Source organism: Pseudoxanthomonas putridarboris (assembly GCF_038321125.1).
GTDB lineage: Bacteria > Pseudomonadota > Gammaproteobacteria > Xanthomonadales > Xanthomonadaceae > Pseudoxanthomonas_A > Pseudoxanthomonas_A putridarboris.
In genome coordinates this window covers 38,104-53,466 of sequence record NZ_JBBWWT010000002.1, presented here as the reverse complement: position 1 = coordinate 53,466, position 15,363 = coordinate 38,104, and the positions used below count along the sequence as shown (strand labels likewise).

General features: G+C 65.7%; 13 protein-coding genes. 7 read left to right on the top strand and 6 right to left on the bottom strand.

The features are described from left to right. Positions 1–54: 54 nt before the first annotated feature. The 4 genes from hslO (at position 55) to AAD027_RS04275 (ending at position 7,367) form a co-directional block, all read left to right on the top strand. Positions 55–1,011, top strand: a complete 957-nt coding sequence (gene hslO / locus AAD027_RS04290; RefSeq protein WP_341725387.1) for an Hsp33 family molecular chaperone HslO — start codon at positions 55–57, stop codon at positions 1,009–1,011. Between the two features lie 151 nt (positions 1,012–1,162). Then, positions 1,163–1,999 (top strand): XOO1806 family protein, encoded by an 837-nt coding sequence (locus tag AAD027_RS04285; RefSeq protein ID WP_341725386.1) that lies wholly within the window; start codon positions 1,163–1,165, stop codon positions 1,997–1,999. A 453-nt stretch (positions 2,000–2,452) separates the two neighbouring features. Further along, positions 2,453–5,506, top strand: coding sequence for a TonB-dependent receptor domain-containing protein (locus AAD027_RS04280; protein ID WP_341725385.1), 3,054 nt, complete (start codon positions 2,453–2,455; stop codon positions 5,504–5,506). A 205-nt stretch (positions 5,507–5,711) separates the two neighbouring features. Beyond that, complete coding sequence (locus tag AAD027_RS04275) at positions 5,712–7,367, top strand: tetratricopeptide repeat-containing sulfotransferase family protein (RefSeq protein WP_341724792.1); 1,656 nt, start codon at positions 5,712–5,714, stop codon at positions 7,365–7,367. Between the two features lie 556 nt (positions 7,368–7,923). Here the strand turns inward: AAD027_RS04275 and AAD027_RS04270 are convergent. From AAD027_RS04270 to AAD027_RS04250, 5 genes are all read right to left on the bottom strand, one after another. Further along, the gene (locus AAD027_RS04270; RefSeq protein ID WP_341724791.1) at positions 7,924–8,823 is read right to left on the bottom strand and encodes a DUF4097 family beta strand repeat-containing protein; all 900 of its coding nucleotides are present in this window, start codon (positions 8,821–8,823) and stop codon (positions 7,924–7,926) included. A gap of 10 nt (positions 8,824–8,833) precedes the next feature. Then, positions 8,834–9,313: a hypothetical protein gene (locus tag AAD027_RS04265; RefSeq protein WP_341724790.1), complete on the bottom strand. Its 480-nt coding sequence runs from the start codon at positions 9,311–9,313 to the stop codon at positions 8,834–8,836. Next, positions 9,310–9,900, bottom strand: coding sequence for an RNA polymerase sigma factor (locus tag AAD027_RS04260; RefSeq protein WP_341724789.1), 591 nt, complete (start codon positions 9,898–9,900; stop codon positions 9,310–9,312). The genes AAD027_RS04265 and AAD027_RS04260 overlap by 4 nt, the downstream gene beginning before the upstream one ends. Before the next feature lie 222 nt (positions 9,901–10,122). Next, entirely contained in the window at positions 10,123–11,913 is a 1,791-nt protein-coding gene (locus tag AAD027_RS04255; protein ID WP_341724788.1) for a phosphoenolpyruvate carboxykinase (GTP), read from the bottom strand. Between the two features lie 202 nt (positions 11,914–12,115). Then, positions 12,116–12,859 (bottom strand): helix-turn-helix domain-containing protein, encoded by a 744-nt coding sequence (locus AAD027_RS04250; protein WP_341724787.1) that lies wholly within the window; start codon positions 12,857–12,859, stop codon positions 12,116–12,118. A gap of 108 nt (positions 12,860–12,967) precedes the next feature. Here AAD027_RS04250 and AAD027_RS04245 point away from each other — a divergent pair, with 108 nt between their 5' ends. The 3 genes from AAD027_RS04245 (at position 12,968) to AAD027_RS04235 (ending at position 14,675) form a co-directional block, all read left to right on the top strand. Further along, a complete protein-coding gene (locus AAD027_RS04245; protein WP_341724786.1) occupies positions 12,968–13,402 on the top strand; it encodes a hypothetical protein in 435 nt (144 codons plus the stop codon). 5 nt (positions 13,403–13,407) lie between these two features. Then, a complete protein-coding gene (locus AAD027_RS04240; RefSeq protein WP_341724785.1) occupies positions 13,408–14,229 on the top strand; it encodes a DUF2145 domain-containing protein in 822 nt (273 codons plus the stop codon). A gap of 161 nt (positions 14,230–14,390) precedes the next feature. Continuing rightward, positions 14,391–14,675: a hypothetical protein gene (locus AAD027_RS04235; RefSeq protein ID WP_341724784.1), complete on the top strand. Its 285-nt coding sequence runs from the start codon at positions 14,391–14,393 to the stop codon at positions 14,673–14,675. 71 nt (positions 14,676–14,746) lie between these two features. Here AAD027_RS04235 and AAD027_RS04230 read toward each other — a convergent pair whose 3' ends face one another. Next, a complete protein-coding gene (locus tag AAD027_RS04230; RefSeq protein ID WP_425605388.1) occupies positions 14,747–15,355 on the bottom strand; it encodes a TetR/AcrR family transcriptional regulator in 609 nt (202 codons plus the stop codon). Positions 15,356–15,363 lie beyond the last annotated feature (8 nt).

The following is a 15,363-nucleotide window of genomic DNA, read 5'->3' as shown; positions in this document are numbered from 1 at the left end:
CCTGTCTTGAGGATGGCCCGCGGCGCCCCCATCGTGGTGTTTCCCTTGGCTGACATGTCCGGCGCATTATGCCGAGGCGATGCGTCCGCCCGCACCCACTGCCTGGACCACGACGTGAGCAACGAGCATTCCCGCGACACCCTGACCCGTTTCCTGCTGCCCGCCGCCGGCGTGCGCGGCGTCGGCGTGCGACTCGACGAGACGTGGCGGACGGTCGCCGGGCGCGCCGAATACCCCGCCGCCGCGCGCGAACTGCTGGGCGAGGCCCTGGCCGCTGCCATCCTGTTCACCGGCCACACCAAGGTGGACGGCCGGCTGTCGATCCAACTGCGCAGCCAGGGCGCCTTGCGCACACTGTTCGCCGAATGCACGGCGGCCGGTACGGTGCGCGGCATCGCGCAATTGGCCGACGGCGAGGACGCCCCGCGCGATCTCCGCGACCTGGGCGAGGATGCCCTGCTGGCCATCACCATCGAGAATCCCGGCCTGGACCCGCGCGAACCCCAGCGCTACCAGAGCCTGGTCAGCCTGCAGGCCAGCCGGCTGGCGGAGGCCTTCGAAGACTACTTCCGCCAGTCCGAGCAGCTCCCGACCCGGCTGCTGCTAGCCACCGACGGCCAGTGCGCCGCCGGCCTGATGCTGCAGAAGCTGCCCGGCGACGAGGGCGATGTGGACGGCTGGACCCGTGCCGGCGCCCTGTTCGACACCCTGGGCGAGCCGGAACTGCTGTCCACGACGGCCCCGGTGCTGCTGCACCGGCTGTTCCACGAGGACAACCCGCAAATCTTGACGGAACGTCCAATTCGCTTCGGCTGCTCTTGTTCCCGGGAGCGGGTTGCGAGCATGCTGCAGGCGCTGGGGGAAGAGGAAGCGACCGCGGCCCTGGCCGATGGGGTGGCCGAGGTGCGTTGTGAATTCTGTGGTCAGCGCTACCATTTCTCTCCGGCCGAGATTGCGGAACTTTTCGCCCAACCGCCGGTCGGATGGGAAGCACCGGCCAGGCTGCAATAGCCTGCCGGAGGGGGCAAGACACCCCCGGGGACTTGTTAAAGAAACATAAACGGCATAGCATCGGTTCCCCTTCGGGAGGGGAACTCCATCGGTCCAACGGAGTCTGAAGCGAGCCATGAACCTGCGTTGCCTGCCACTGTCGCTTGCCCTGCTGCTCGCCTTCGGCGCGGCATCGGATGCGCATGCGCAGAGCAAGCCGCAACGCAGGCAGGCCGCCGAATCCAACTCTACCGCGCTGCCCATCTGGAACAACGACGGCAAGGTGGAAGCCCTGCTGCTGCTGGAACCCACGGGCGAAGCCACCGCGGGCGCCCGCTGGCGCATGGGCAGCAATACCCTCAGCGCCGCCTTCGGGCTGGACGCCGATGACTCGCTGGGCCTGGTCTGCAACCGCAACAGCGGCATCGTTGGCAACATCGGCAACCTGGCCAGCCATTGCATGCTGGCCGCCCTGGGCGACGAAGCCGACAACGACAGCCAGCGCATCAGCGCCGGCGCCACCCTCAGCCGCCCGGGCGGTCGCCTGGGCCTGTCCGCCGGCACCGGCCGCGACACCCTGCCCGCCTGGCTGTCCGGCGGCACCGCCGCCAGCGGCCGCATCGAACAGAACGACCTTGCCGTCTTCGGCCAGAAGAACATCGGCCGCGAAGGCTTCGTTTCCATCGGCGGCGCGGTGGCCAAGGCTCGCCTGGTGCCCGCTTCCGACCTGCCCGCGCTGGCCGATCACTGGAACAGCAAGAGCCTGACCGTGGGGGGCGGCTATGGCCCCTTCAGCGCCAACATCGTCGGCCGCGTCGTCGACGTCCCCGGCCAGCCCGGCAAGTGGGAAGGCCTGGGCCTGGGCCTGACCTGGCGCACCCCCTGGAGCGGCCAGTTGACCGTCGGCGCCGAAAACGTCATCACCCGCGGCAAGAACCCCTTCTCGCTCAGCAACGAGAACGTCGACGAAGGCACCGTGCCTTACGTGCGGTACGAGCAGGACCTCTGAGGCGGCAATCGCCCCCCCAGCGCCCGAAAGATTGCTCCCACCGGCCGACTGCCGGGGAAGACATAGGCAATCAAGACCTTAGTTGAAGCACGCATCCCTTCTGCATAGCACGGATCAGCCTGTACTGGTCGTGATCCCAAGGCGCAAGCACTGTACACCGATTGCCGCGCCATCAACGCCGAACGTCAATTCAAGCTACCCCCCGGGGGGGGAGACCGATGCTTCAGCGTTGCGGTCACTTGAAGGTGCCTATTCAGGTTCACTTTGCCGACCCTGCCCAAGCATCATGCCGACCCGGCTTGCAGGTTTTGCTTCAATTTGGGACTTAACAACACTTTAATTCTTGGGGAAGCCCGTCTATGATCGGGCCACCCCCGCTTTTTGGTGGCCGTTCATTGGCCGGCCAGCTGGGTTCCTTAGGGCTTGAATCGACCTCACTTGGAGAGAGAGAGAATGAACTGTAAAACCAGCAAGCTTCGCGACGCGATTAGCCTCGCGCTCGTTGTAAGCGCCTCTGCCACCGGCGCCGCTTTCGCACAGGAAAGCACTGCCGCTCAGGAACGGCAGGCGACCAACCTGGATCGTATCGAAGTGACCGGCAGCCGCATCCGCCAGGTCGAACTCGAGACCGCGCAGCCGGTGCTGACGATCAGCCGCGAAGACATTCAGGCCGGCGGCTTCAACACCGTTGCCGACATCCTGCAGAACATCAGTTCGGCGGGCAATCCGACGTTCAGCCGCACCTCGCCGCTGACCGCCAACCAGGAAGCCGGCGGCCAGTACATTGACCTGCGCAACCTCGGCGCGCAGCGCACCCTGGTCCTGCTCAACGGCAAGCGCCTGGGCATCAGCCCCGATGGCTTCCAGGACGTTTCCACCATACCGTCCGTCGTGGTCGAGCGCATCGATGTCCTCAAGGACGGCGCCTCCTCCATCTATGGCTCCGATGCCATGGCCGGCGTGATCAACATCATCACCCGCCGGAACTTCGAAGGTGCCGAAGCCAACGCCTACTTTGGCCAGTACAGCCAGGGCGACGGCGAGAAGCAGACCTACGACTTCATAATCGGCATGACCGGCGACCGCGGTTCGGTCACCGTCGGCGCCGAATACCACAAGGAAGAGGGCGTCTGGGCGCGCGACCGCTGGTTCTCCGACGAGAGCTATCCGGGCTATCCGCAGTACAGCACCACGGTCGTCGGCCAGTGGGGCAACTACAACCGCAATGCCAACCTTTTCCAGCGTGACGAAAACGGCGTGTTGATCCTTGACGAGGAGACTGGTAATCCTCTTCGTGTTGGCGCAGCTTGGTCCGCAGCCAATCGCGGCAGCAACGCCATCGGGGCAGGGAACTTCCACCCGCAGAACGCCGACGACACCAGCAAGCCTTCCGACCAGATGCACGTGCTCACCCCGCTTGAGCGCCGTTCGCTGTTCGTCAGCGCCGACTATGACCTGACCGACAACATCCGCTTCGTCACCGATCTGGGCTACACCAAGCGCAAGTCGTTCCGGCAGATCGCCGGTTACCCGACTCAGTCCACCGCCATCAATGCACCGATGGCTGGTGCGGTTTACCGTACCCTGCCAGACGGCACGCGCGAGTTCGTCAGCCATGGCAGCTACTTCAACCCCAACGGCAATGCCGATCTCTTTGATCCCGAGGTCGCGACCTATCTGGATCCCGACACTGGCTTGCCAGTGTTGAGCCAGACCAACAACATCGACTGGCGACGTCGCGGTTGGGAAGTGCCGCGCACCACCCAGACCGACCAGACCACTTGGCGCTTTACCGCTGCGCTTCAAGGCTCGTTCAATGTGGGTGAACGGTATTTCGACTGGGATGCCGGCTACATGTTCAACGAGAACGATCTCCAGATCATCAACAACGGCAACCTCTACATTCCCAACGTCCGCCAAGCGGTAGGTCCGTCGTTCGTGAACGACCAGGGCCAGATCGTCTGCGGCACCCAGGGCCAGAACGGCGCGCCGGACAGCGTCATCGCCGGCTGCGTGCCGTGGAACCCGTTTGCCGGCTTCGGCACCGGCGCGGTGGCCAACTCGCTGGAGGATCCGGCGGTGCAGGCCTTCCTGTACAAGCAGGAGCACGCGCTGGGCAACACCAAGACCAACAACTACTTCGCCAACTTGGCGGGTTCGCTATGGACGCTGCCGGCCGGCGATCTGGCCTTCGCAGTGGGTTACGAATACCGCAAGGAAGAAGGTGGCTTCACTCCGGACGCCATCGCGCAGTCGGGCGACTCCACCAACCTGGCTTCCGGCCCCACCTATGGCTCGTACTCGGTGGATGAAGTCTATGCCGAGTTGAGCATCCCGATCCTGGCCGATGTCAGCTTCGCCAGGGAACTGTCCCTGAGCGTGGCCAGCCGGTACTCAGATTTCGACACCTTCGGCGACACCACCAATAGCAAGTTCGGCCTGAAGTGGCGTCCGATCGACAACCTGCTGGTCCGTGGCACCTGGGCCGAGGGTTTCCGCGCACCGACCATCGGCGACCTGTACGGCGGCAGCTCGCAAACCTTCACCACCGGCTTCCGCGACCCTTGCGACAGCGTTTATGGCGCCGCCGCCGGTTCGGCCCGCTGCCTCCAGGATGTGGGTGCCGGTTACCGTCAGTTGCAGCAGGGCTTCGTGCCCACGGACGCCCCGGGCGCGCAGACCCCGGTTCCATTCCGCTCGGGTTCCAACCCCTTCCTGGAGCCGGAATTCTCCAAATCGAAGACCGTCGGCGTGGTGTACAGCCCCGGTTTCGCGCAGGGCCTGACCGTCGCGCTGGACTGGTGGAACATCAGGATCAACAACACGGTGGTCGCCGACCACCCGAACGACATCCTGAGCGACTGCTACGTGGCGTTGATCGAGAGCCGCTGCGCTCTGTTCACGCGTGATCCGTCCCTCGGCAACATCGTCGGCGACCTGTCGTACGGCGGCCGCAACGCCGGCTACACCGAGACCGAAGGCTTCGATCTGGATGTGAACTACGTGCTGGATACCGACTATGGCCGGTTCAACGCGAAGTGGTCCACCACCTACGTCAGCCTCTACGAGGTCAAGTCGACCAACGATGCGGACACCATCCCGGAACAGGACAACGGCATCGCGGACAACAATGGCGTCAACTTCCGCATCCGCTCCAACCTGAATCTGGGTTGGGCCTACAATGACTTCGGCGTCACTTGGGGCATGCGCTACAACTCGGGCGCCAAGGAAGAGTGCTTCTTCGACGAGCACTGCTCGAACCCGGACTTCCAGGCCCCGTGGACCCAGGGCGCGACCGTCCCGATGAACCGTGTCGGCTCGGTCACCTTCCACGACCTGCAGGTCAGCTGGAATGCTCCGTGGAATGCCCGGATCGCGATCGGTGCCAACAACGTGTTCGCCAAGGATCCGCCGATCTTCTACAACGCTCCGGCTTCTGGCTTCTCGTTCTACGGCGGTCACGACCTGGGCCGCTTCGTCTACGCTCGCTATCAGCAGAAGTTCTGATCCGGCTGCAGCGATCAGAGATAGTTTGTAACGACTACAGCCCCGCAAGGGGCTGTAGTTTTTTGGCGAAAAAGAAACCAGCCTGGGCACCCGCTCCCCATGCCGGTGAAGTCCCGGATCAGGCACAGTGCGATTTCGGATGCGACCTGGTTTCACCCTGCAGCGGCCGACGTTTGAGACAATGCGGGAAGCAGCATCCCTACGCATGGCTCATCAGGCGGCCCAGGCCCACATGTCCAGTCCGCACCCGGATGCGATTCAACGCATGCAGGAACCCCATCAGATGCATCCCGATATCCATCAGCAGGCGATCATCGCCTTGCAGCAGCGCCGCTGGGAGCAAGCCGGAGCATTGGCGACCCGGGTGCTGGACCGCTCACCGCAGGATCCTGATGCGCATTACATTGCCGGCATCTCCCTACTGGAGCGCAACGAAAATCCCGCAGCGCTGAACCACCTGAAACGGGCAGTGGCCCTGGATGGTTCCCGCATGGAATTCAGCCTGCTCCTGGCCCGGGCCCATGCCTCGCTACAGGACTATGGAGCCGCGCTGCAGGAAGCCGAGCGCGCCATGGAAATGGCGGCCCCCGAAGATGCCCTTGCTCATGACACCCTTGGCGTGATCTTCAGCCAATGTCATGCCTACACCAGTGCGTTGGCTTCATTCCGGAGCGCAGTCGGCATCATGCCGACAAACGATGGATTCAGGTTCAACCTGGGCACCACACTCACATTCTTCGGCAAGCTGGAAGAAGCCGAACAGGAATTCGAAGCCTGCCTGGCCATCAACCCCCATCATTGGAAGGCGCACCACTCCCTGGCACAAATCCGCAAACAGACTATTGCCTCCAATCATATCGAGAGGCTTTCCAGGCTGATTGCCGGTGTAGCCGGCAGAGTGACCGCCACGACTTACTTGAACATGGCCCTGGCCAAGGAGTTGGAAGACATAGGGGAGTACGAAAAAGCCTTCAACCACTACTCCATCGGCAAGCATGCACCGAAAGCTCTGCTGGGGTATTCAAGGGAGCGAGAGAACGCATTGTTCAACGCGCTGGCATGCAACTTCCCATGGGCAGGAGCTGCGTTGCCTTCCACAGGGTGCAGCGAGGAAGGACCGATCTTCATAGTCGGCATGCCGCGTAGCGGCACCACGCTGGTGGACAGGATCCTGTCCAGCCATCCGCTTGTGCATTCCGCCGGTGAACTGCACAACTTCCCCTCCGCCTGGAAACGGGCACTGGGCGGGCCGGGGTTTGAAATGTTCAACCCGGAGCATATTTCCAACGCCAGGGATATCGATTGGCAGGGATTGGGCGCGGCCTACTTGGCAAGCACCAAGCCATTGGTGGGTTCATCCCCTTTCTTCACCGACAAGCTTCCGCACAACTTCATGTACCTGGGGTACATCGCCATGTCACTACCAAACGCAAGAATCGTATGCGTGAGGCGGAATCCCATGGACACCTGCCTGAGCAATTTCAGACAGTTATTCGCACCCGAATCCCCGTATTTCGACTATTCCTACGATCTGATGGACACGGGCAACTATTATGTTCTGTTCGATCGACTGATGGCGCACTGGGACCGGACTTTCCCCGGCAGGATATTGCAAGTACGTTACGAATCCCTGGTCGCGGAACAGGAGAAGAACATCAGGAAACTGCTGTCCCACTGCGGCTTACCTTGGGATGAGGCCTGCCTAAACTTCGAGAACAACACCGCGCCGGTTGCCACCGCCAGCGCCGTACAGGTGCGCGAGCGCATCTACAGTTCCGCCCTGGATAGATGGAAACGCTACGGGACGCAGATGGACGGCCTCAAACAGATGCTGATGGATGCGGGCATCTCTTGTGAATAAAATCCTCAAACGGGATCACGAGCTTTCCATGCCCATGGAATCGCTGTAGGTGCTTTTGCGTCTCGAATCACACGACGATGCACGCACCCGCCATCACACAATTAGTTTCATGCACAGGGAGCCCCAATCGGCCTAGTCCCGAAAGCATGGGGATTCGACGGATGAGGCGTGGATGACCAGGCTGAAGAGTGCCTGGATATTGCCTGGCTCGACGGCCAGGACCTGTGCCCACGAACGCTCCGCTTCGGATCAGCGCCCTGCGGAAACGGCGGTGCCGGCCGCGGAAACCAGCGATTTCGTCTGATCGCTCACGGCGCGGATCTTGGCTCAACACGTGCGCTCTCCCGTTCTCGGATAAGACCCACTCAGACCCGTGTCCGCCGCCGGTCCGGGGGCGCAACACGAAAAAATGACACGGCACCCCATTCTGGCCCGACGTCGAGCCGGGCCCACTGCATGGGAGCGGTGACAATGGCCATGATGCGACCCTTCCCTCTTCATCGGTACGCGGAGGTCGATGATAAGAAATGGTATCGACGCCCGACGGACAGAGCGCCTACTCCACCCGCACTTCCGCACTCCCGGAGAACGTCTCCAGCTTCACGCGACCCCTGCCATCGCCGTAGCGGGTGTTGAAGCTGCGGCCGGCGCCGCTGCGTTTCTCGATGGTGACGCCGGTCGCCTTGAGGCCGCCGCTGAAGGTTTCGCCCCTGACCTGCGCGGATACGTTGGCGGGCAGGCGCAGCAGCAGGTCGCCGCTGACCGATTCCATGCTGATCTCGCCGCCCGGGGCCAGGGCGGTGCTGACTTCGGCGCGGCCGCTGACGGTGCTGGTGCTGAGGTCGCGGACCTGTTCGCCGTTGACGGTGACTTCGATGCGGCCGGAGACGGTCTCGGTGCTGATGTCGCCATTCAGGCGTCCACGCAGGACGATGTTGCCGCTGACGGTCTGCACATCCACGTCGGCGCTGTTGAGGGTCAGGTGGGCGCTGCCGCTGACGGTTTCCACGTCCGCCTTGCGCGGCGCGGCGGCGGCGACCACGCTGCCGCTGACGCTGCTGATGGACAGCTCGTTGGACGCCATGCCGGTGACATGCACGTCGGCGGCCACGGATTCGATGTCCAGGTCGGCGCGCAGCGGCACCATCAGCACCAGTTCGGTCGGACCGGACTGATTGCCGCCCCAGCCGCCGCTCTTCGGGTAGCGCACTTCCACGCTCAGGTGCGGGCCGCCGCCGTCCACCTGCAGCCGCTCCACGCCCTTGCCCAGCGTGCCGGTGATCTTCACCTCGTCGCGCTCCCAGCCACGCACTTCGATGCGGCCCTTGATGTTGTTGATGTCCACGCGGCCGCGCGGGTCCAGCGGGCGGGTTTCGTCGATGGCGGTCTGCGCCAGCGCGGGGGACGCCAGCAGTGCGCTGCCCAGCAGCAGCGAGAAAGCGATGGTGGTACGCATGGGGTACTCCTCAGGTCATGGCCACGCGCTGGGTCAGCGCCAGGCGTCGGGCATAGGTGCGGCGCAACTGGTCCAGCAGGAAGCGCGCGTTGGGATCGGTGGCGATGGCGCGACGGATCTGCGCCGCGCTTTCGTCCAGGGCGTGCAGCGCCGGGGCGATTTCCTCCGGTGCCTGGGCGCGCTGGTCCAGTTGCGCCAGCGCGCCGGCGTAGTCGCGGGTCATCGAGGCGGCTTCGCGCTGGATCAACGCACCGTCTTCCGGCGCTTTCTGCAGTTGCCAGGTCACGGTGACGGCGAGCAGCACCGACGCCGCCAGGGCGAACGGGGTCACCCGTCGCCGCACGGGCGTTGCCGCCCGTTGCGGGGTGGCGGCCAGGCGCGCGGCGATGTCCGGCCACAGGTCGCGCGAGGGCGGCGTGTCCTGCCGCAGTGCGCGCAACCGCCAGCGCAGCGCGTCGTCGGGAAGCTTCGTGGGGTCGTGATGGGTCATGCCTCTACTCCTAACCGCTGGCGCAGCAAGTGCCGCGCACGGTGCAGCTGTGCTTTTGAACTGCCGACCGCCATGCCCAGTTCGGCGGCGATCTCTTCGTGTTTCCAGCCTTCCACGTCGTACAACACCAGCACGGCGCGGGCGCGCGGCGGCAGCGTGGCCACGGCGCGTTCCAGGTCCAGCGACAGCGCCGTGCCGTAACCCGCGCTGTCGGCCATGCCCAGGTCGTCCAGCGCATCCTCGTCGTCGTCGAAACGCGGCTGGCCGCGCCGGCTGCGCAGTTCCATCAGCGCGGTGTTGACCGCCAGCCGGTGCAGCCAGGTGGTGAAGGCGCTTTCGAACCGGAACGCGGGCAATGCCTGCCATGCCCGCACGAAGGCTTCCTGCGTCAGGTCTTCCGCCCGCACGCCCTGCCCGCCCACCAGCCGCTGGATCACGCCATGCACGCGGCCGGCATGGCGGCGGTACAGCGCCTCGAAGGCGCGGGTGTCGCCGCCCGCGGCCGAACGCACCAGCGCGGTGTCCTGGGCGGCCGCCGCCTCGGGGGCAGCGCTGTCGGCAACGGGTTCGATCACGGCATTCAGCATACTGACTAGGATGCCGGGCGGGGCGCGGGGGTTTAGAGGGGCTGGGGATTTTTCTCCAAGCCTCTACCGGCATGGTGGAACGCGTGCCCCTCTCCCTGCCTGCGGAGGGAAGGGATTGGGATCCTTCCTTACTGCGCGCCCACAAAAAGCCCCGCGTCGGCCGACGGACCGTGCGCGGGGCCAGTGCAGGAGCGATATGAAGCCGCGGCTATGCGGGCGGCGTCAGCCCGCCAGCTGTTGGACGATGCGCTGCTGTTCGTCCATCAACGCCTGCGGGGTACGGGTGCCGAACTCCTGCAGGAACTCGCCGATGCCGGCGAACTCGGCCTGCCAACCGGCACGGTCGAAGCCGAACAGCACCTCGCGGGCTTCGGCGGTCAGTTCGATGCCGTCCAGGTTCAGGTCGTCCGCACGCGGCAACCGGCCGATGGGCGTTTCCACCGCCCCGGCCTTGCCCTCCACACGCTGGATCATCCACTCCAGCACGCGCAGGTTGTCGCCGAAACCCGGCCACAGGAACTTGCCGTCGGCGCCCTTGCGGAACCAGTTGACGTGGAAGATCTTGGGCAGCTTCGCGCCAGCCACGTCGAACGACAGCCAGTGCGCGAAGTAGTCGGCGAAGTTGTAGCCGCAGAACGGCTTCATCGCCATCGGGTCGCGGCGCATCACGCCGACCGCGCCGGTGGCGGCGGCGGTGGTTTCCGATCCCATCGCGGCGCCGACCAGCACGCCGTGCGTCCAGTCGCGCGCCTCGAACACCAGCGGCACCAGCGAGGCGCGACGACCGCCGAAGACGATGGCCGAGATCGGCACGCCCTGTGGGTCTTCCGCGCGCGGCGAATAGCTGGGGCACTGCCTGGCCGACACGGTGAAGCGCGAGTTGGGGTGCGCGGCCGGGCCGTTGGCCGGGTCGTACGGGCGGCCCTGCCAGTCCAGCGCCGGCGTGCGCTTGTCCAGGCCTTCCCACCACGGCTCCTGGTCGTCGGTGACGGCGACGTTGGTGAAGAGGGTGTGGTGGCTGATGGTGGCCAGCGCGTTGGGGTTGGAGATGTCCGAGGTACCCGGCGCCACGCCGAAGAAGCCGGCTTCCGGGTTGATCGCGTACAGGCGGCCGTCGGCGCCGGGGCGCATCCAGCAGATGTCGTCGCCTACCGTCCAGACCTTCCAGCCGGCCTCGCGGTAGCCCTCCGGTGGGATCAGCATGGCCAGGTTGGTCTTGCCGCAGGCGCTCGGGAACGCGGCGGCGATGTAGTGGGTCTCGCCCTGCGGGTTCTCGATGCCGACGATCAGCATGTGCTCGGCCAGCCAGCCTTCGCTGCGCGCCTGGTGCGAGGCGATGCGCAGCGCATGGCACTTCTTGCCCAGCAGCGCGTTGCCGCCGTAGCCGGAGCCGAAGCTCTTGATGGTCAGCTCTTCGGGGAAATGCATGATGAAGCGGCGGTCCGGGTCCAGCTCGCCGGTGGAGTGCAGGCCCTTCACGAACGAACCCTCGCGCTCGATGCGTGCCAGCGCCGCCGCGCCCATGCGGGTCATGATCCGCATATTGGCCACCACGTACGGCGAATCGGTGACCTCCACGCCGCAGCGCGCCAGCGGCGAATCGATCGGGCCCATGCAGTACGGGACCACGTACAGCGTGCGGCCGCGCATGCAGCCGGCGAACAGCTCATCCATCTTCGCGTGCGCCTCGGCCGGTGCCATCCAGTGGTTGTTGGGGCCGGCGTCTGCCTGTTGCGGCGTACATATGAAGGTCAGGTGTTCCACGCGGGCCACGTCGCTGGGATTGGAACGGTGCAGCCAGCTGTGCGGGTGGGTCTCCGGGTTCAGCGGCAGCAGCGTGCCGTCGGCGAGCATCTGCCGGGTCAACGCGGCGTTTTCGGCATCGCTTCCTTCGCACCAGTGGATGTGGTCGGGCAGGGTCAGCGCGGCGACTTCGGCCACCCAGGCGTTGAGGGCGTCCAGCCGGCTGCCGTGGGTGTTGAGTTGCTCGAAAACGTCGACCGCTGCGTTCATGCCCACCCTCCGATAAATGAGACCAAAATGATACCAATGTCCTGTCCCGCTGACGAGGACAACGCTGAATGCCCCGGCCCGAGGCCAGGAATGCCTTGTAGGAGCGCCCCATGGGCGCGATGCCCTTGCTTTGCCTCTGCGGAAAAGCATCGCGCCCACGGGGCGCTCCTACAAAGAAAGGGGGGCAGGCATAAGAATGAGGTCAGGGCCCGCGCGAACGGCGGTAGGGGTTGAACAGCTGCAGCAGCCAGGGTTTCTGCGCCAACACCAGGCTGACGCCCACGCGCTCCTCGGCGCTGAGGGTGGCATCGCGGGCCAGCAGGGCGTCGAACTCGCGCGCCACTTCCTCCAGCCGCTGGCGCAGTTGCTTCACGCCGTCGATGCTCAGGCTGCCGCTGAGCAGCAGCAAGGCGTCCTGTTCCCCGTCGAAGGGATCGGCGAAGTAGTCGGTCAGCAGGGTCAGGCGGAAGTAGCGCTCCATCGGCCCGTCGGCGCGCCAGCGGAAGTTGCGGGCGGTCAGCGCGCGGCCGCGGTTGCCGGGCATCAGTTCGATGATGCCCAGCCGGTCCAGTTTCACCAGCAGGCCGGTCCACTGCGCGGGGGTGAAGCCGAAGTGGCCCATCACGTCCTCCTGCCGCCAGCGGTTGAGGGTCAGGAACAACGCCATCAGCAAGGGCGGGTCGTCCACCAGCGCCTGTTCCTGCGCCTCGCTCAGCTGCGCCATGGCCTTGCGCCCGCGCGAGGCCTCGGCGCTGAGTTCGGCCAGGCCCACGTCCAGCACGTCGCAGATCTGCTCCAGCCGCTGCAGGCTCATCGCGCGGCGGGAGAACATGCGCTTGACCGCCGCTTCGCTCATGCGGATGCGGGCGGCCAGGTCGCGGTAGGTCATGCCCTGCCCGCGCAGGCAACGCTTCAGTGCATCAATCAGGTCCACGGAGACGGCCATGGGTAGCGGATTCCTATACCTGTCGTTTCGCCAGAGCTTACCTTGTCGATGATCGTTGAATGCCGGCATCGCCCGCGTCCACCCTCCGGCATCCACGGAGGACGCCTCATGACCCGCCTGATCGCACGTTCGCTGACCCTCGCCCTGATCGCCGCGCTGTCCACGCCGGCATGGAGCGCGCCGCAGTCCGACGGCGCGAGCCGGCATTCGCAGGCCAGCCTGGCCGCCTCGGTGGAAGTGCCGGTGGCGGTGGTGCATGCACTGGGGCACGGCGCCTCGGCGGTGGTGTCCGGCGTGGGCGCCAGCGTCGGCGCGGTGGCCGGCAGCGTGGCGGTCACCGTGTCGGTGGTGGGCGTGGGCGCATCGTTCGTGGTGTATCTGTCGGTGGAGGCGATCCGCCGGCTGGGCATCGTGGTCGGCACCGCACTGAGCGTGGCCGTGGTGGCGACGGGCTGGATCATCAGCGCAGCCGGCGAGGCGTTGTGCTTCATCGCCAACGACACCGTGCGCCCGCACATCCACAGCCATCGCTACGGCGGGTGAGCGCGATGAAGCGCATTCTTTCCGCATGGATGCTGCTGCCGTGCCTGTGGCTGGCCGTGTCCGGCGCCCGCGCGGGCGATGCGTGCCGGGAGATGCAGGTGCCTCCCCACAAGGTCGAGGCCGCGGCGCGCACCGCGCTGTTGGCTGCTTCCGCATTGGATGAAATGGATGCGCCGGTCGCCTTGATCGCACGGGTGGGCACCGACCTGTCCAGGCAGGGCCTGTTCTACAGCCACGCCGGCTTCGCGGTGCGCGACCACGCGCACGGCCGCTGGACGGTGGTCCACCTGCTCAACGAATGCGGCAGCGACCGCTCGGGCCTGTACGCGCAGGGACTGGTGAACTTCTTCTCCGACGACCTGGTGAACCAGGACCTGCGCATCGTGTGGTTCACGCCCGAGGTGGCGGACCGACTGGCCGCGCGCCTGCAGCAAATGCCGCGCCACAGCCTGCACCACCCGCGCTACAACCTGATCGCACGCCCAGGCAGCGACGACTACCAGAACTCCACGGCGTGGATCGTCGAAGTGCTGGCCTCCGCGCTGGCCGAGCGACCGGTGTACGACCGCCGCACGGCGTACGCGTTCGCCAAGGGCGACGGCTTCGCGCCGGATACCGTGCATATCCCCTATTCCAAGCGCGTGCTGGGCGGATTGTTCTCCGCCAACACCGTCTTCACCGACCACCCCGTCGGCACGCGCCTGTCAGGCGACTATCCGGTGATCACCGTGCGCTCGATCTTCCGTTATCTGGAGAAATCCGGGTACGTGCGGGAGCAACGCGAGTGGCGCGGTGGGGTGCGGCAGGGCGTGATGGGACCTGCCTGACCCGATGCATTCCCGGACTCGAAGGAAACCGCCATGTTCCTGACCTTGCTTGCCGTAACCCTGCTGCTTTCAACCGCTGTGTCGTGGTGCGTGGCGCGTGCGTTCTCGCAGCCGATCGACCGGATCCTCGGACGCATCATCGCCGACGACATCAGCCAGGCGTGGCTGCGTTACATGAAGTTCGCCATCCTGGTAACGGCGTCTCGTCGGGCGTGCGCATCCACGAACTGGAGCGCTACATCACGGCACCACGATGGGCAGACAAGGAAAAGGCCCAGATCATCGCGCTGACCACCGAACGCTGGGTGCTGGAGGTCTATCGCACGGTCATCGAGACACTGCAGGGCATCGCCTGGATGCTGCTGGCGTTCTTCGCGGTGGCGCTGCTGGCTTATGTGGTGGTGCGCTTGTCCGAGTTGAAGCGGGCGGCGGCCACACCCGCGTAGGGCGGACCCGGGCCCACCACGTGCAATCGCAGCATCACGGAAGGTGGGCCCTGGCCCACCCTACGAACGCATCACACCGGGATCAGCGTCGAGATGACGTGTTCGAGGTAGGCCTCGAATTCCTCGTGGGTCATGCGCGGCTGCTGGAGTTGCAGCGACAACTGCAGGAAACCCACGTACGCGGCGTAGGTGAGGCGGGCACGGTGGATGGCGTCCTGCCGGCCCAGGCCGGCCTGCCGGAACGAGGCCACCAGGTAGTCGAGGCGGCGCTGCGAGACGCGGTCGATCACCGGCTGCACGGCCGGATGGTCCAGCGCCTTCAGCAGTTCGCTGTAGATGATGTGCGGCTTGACTTCGTGGCCGACCAGCTGGAACAGCGCGCGCAGGCGTTCGCGCGGATCGGGGACCTTCTCAAGGTTGCCGAACACGCTTTCCTGCTCCACCACTTCCCAGCGCTCCAGCGCGGCCTGCAGCAACGCATCGCGCGACGGGAAATGCCAGTAGAAGCTGCCCTTGGTCACGCCCAGGCGGCGGGCCAGCGGCTCCACCGCCACGGCGGCGACGCCCTGCTCGGCGATCAGGTCCAGCGCGGCCTGCGCCCAGTCGTCGGCGCTCAGGCGCGCGGTGCGGGCAGGTGCGGTCGGGGTGGCTGCGGGGCTGGGTGTGGTCATGCTCCGCATTTAACCAT

What these genes read in the sequence shown, in the direction of transcription:
- hslO (WP_341725387.1), top strand. Translation starts at nt 55, where the DNA reads ATGTCCGGCGCATTATGCCGAGGCGATGCGTCCGCCCGCACCCACTGC.
- AAD027_RS04265 (WP_341724790.1), bottom strand. Translation starts at nt 9,313, where the DNA reads ATGACCCATCACGACCCCACGAAGCTTCCCGACGACGCGCTGCGCTGG.
- AAD027_RS04275 (WP_341724792.1), top strand. Translation starts at nt 5,712, where the DNA reads ATGGCTCATCAGGCGGCCCAGGCCCACATGTCCAGTCCGCACCCGGAT.
- AAD027_RS04255 (WP_341724788.1), bottom strand. Translation starts at nt 11,913, where the DNA reads ATGAACGCAGCGGTCGACGTTTTCGAGCAACTCAACACCCACGGCAGC.
- AAD027_RS04280 (WP_341725385.1), top strand. Translation starts at nt 2,453, where the DNA reads ATGAACTGTAAAACCAGCAAGCTTCGCGACGCGATTAGCCTCGCGCTC.
- AAD027_RS04260 (WP_341724789.1), bottom strand. Translation starts at nt 9,900, where the DNA reads ATGCTGAATGCCGTGATCGAACCCGTTGCCGACAGCGCTGCCCCCGAG.
- AAD027_RS04270 (WP_341724791.1), bottom strand. Translation starts at nt 8,823, where the DNA reads ATGCGTACCACCATCGCTTTCTCGCTGCTGCTGGGCAGCGCACTGCTG.
- AAD027_RS04230 (WP_425605388.1), bottom strand. Translation starts at nt 15,355, where the DNA reads ATGCGGAGCATGACCACACCCAGCCCCGCAGCCACCCCGACCGCACCT.
- AAD027_RS04240 (WP_341724785.1), top strand. Translation starts at nt 13,408, where the DNA reads ATGAAGCGCATTCTTTCCGCATGGATGCTGCTGCCGTGCCTGTGGCTG.
- AAD027_RS04250 (WP_341724787.1), bottom strand. Translation starts at nt 12,859, where the DNA reads ATGGCCGTCTCCGTGGACCTGATTGATGCACTGAAGCGTTGCCTGCGC.
- AAD027_RS04245 (WP_341724786.1), top strand. Translation starts at nt 12,968, where the DNA reads ATGACCCGCCTGATCGCACGTTCGCTGACCCTCGCCCTGATCGCCGCG.